General features: G+C 32.2%; 1 protein-coding gene. It reads left to right on the top strand.

The window, feature by feature from the left end:
- Positions 1-240: 240 nt before the first annotated feature.
- Complete coding sequence (locus tag EZH24_RS11215) at positions 241-1,608, top strand: hypothetical protein (protein WP_236847196.1); 1,368 nt, start codon at positions 241-243, stop codon at positions 1,606-1,608.
- Positions 1,609-1,740: the final 132 nt, after the last annotated feature.

The raw sequence follows: 1,740 nt of genomic DNA, 5'->3' as shown, positions 1-1,740 counted from the left end.
ATCCGATTTCTTCTTCTTGCCTCACTATAATAAACCTTTGTCTTGGATGACTATGGTAGCTTATACGGCGGGATAAATAAGATAAAGTAAAAAGTTTAAAAATAAAGTCCTCGATGAATTTTATATTTGTCGGGGATTTTTTATTTTGCTTATATCCGATTTAATTGAATTTTTTTTAAAAATTATTTTACTTAAATTTTGAATTGACATAAAAAAATAATCATTGTATAAATACTTATTATGAAAACTTTTATTTATATTAAAACATTTATTAAAACAAAGAAAAACCAAATTAAAAATTTATCGAAAATAAATTGTAAATTTGTTTTCGTATTAATTTTAATAACGAATTCTATTTTATTTTCTCAAAATACGAACGGCACAAATTCCAATAATACCAACTCGGGCAAATACGGAGTTTTAAGCGCGTCTTTGGAATTAGTCGCCTACGGAAGAATGAGCGATTTGATAGAACAGACGGGAAACGAAGACACTTTGGGAGTTTTGCTTTACGGAGATTTAAGTTATATCAAAGAATATAAATACGCTTCGATTGGAGCGGATATTAACGCAAGATTTTACGAACCGTTATCTCATAAGGCAAGATTCTACAAAGATATGTCCCCCCCCCTATTCGACTTCACAAAATTAAATTTATTCGTAAATTTCAAATATATTGGAATAAGAGTCGGAGTTTTAGAATCTTACACGAAAAATATTCCTATGACTTCTTATTTTCCAACTTTATTTTATTATCATACCGTAAGCAGCAATAAGGCTACCGTTCTTTCGGGACCGAGAGATTTGCCGATTGGATACGATACTCAATTTATTCCAAGATACGATACGGGAATAATGCTCGAATCGAGTTTTTATGGAGTTTTTATCGGAGTAGGAATGGTTAACGGTGAGGAAGGATTGGACGCAAACTCTTCAAAAGGTTTAATGGCAAAAATATCTTACAGCAACGATTATATCAACACGGGAGTCGCGGGAATCGTGAGTCAATTAGGCTCGATACCGATAAAAGAATATGGCGACAGCGTAAATGCTTTTTTCTATTTTAGAAACGGCAAAAACGGAAGATTTACTGTTGGAATTGAAGGCTTTTGGTTTAGACATGGAATAATGGATTATAATAAATATTTGCCATCCAACGCAGCTAACACTACCAACGATAACGAACATCATTATAATACGGGATATTATACCGATTTTTCGATTCAAACATTTGCGGAGAGAAAACCATTTTACGCAATGAGCGGATTCATATTTTTTGAAGTTCGCAGATTATGGAAATTCGACATAACGGCGCATTTTGGAATTCATGATAATAATATTTATTCGGATGCGGAAGATGTTTATCAACTTAAATATAGAGCTTTTTTGAAAATCACTTTAAATATAACGGACGATTTTAAAATAATGCTTTCCGACACTTTCACTTACGACCCCGTTTATAAAAATAATTATCAATATTACGAGCTGGAAGATAGGCGTCAAGTGGGCGTAATATCTTACAACAGCAAAGGCGGAAAACATTATACGGTAGATAACGATTTTTATTTGGGTTTGAGTTTCAAATTTGGCGGAGTTTGGGGAAAATGATAAGTTAAAAAATTAGAAATATAATTATTGACAAAAAATATAATTAATATTATAATATAGAATAATTTTAACGGGATGTAGCGTAATTGGTTAGCGTACCTGCTTTGGGAGCAGGGGGTTGTGAGTTCGAGT

Origin of the sequence: Brachyspira catarrhinii (genome assembly GCF_005518285.1) — a bacterium.
Classification (GTDB): Bacteria; Spirochaetota; Brachyspiria; order Brachyspirales; family Brachyspiraceae; genus Brachyspira; species Brachyspira catarrhinii.
This window is presented reverse-complemented; position numbering and strand designations above follow the sequence as displayed.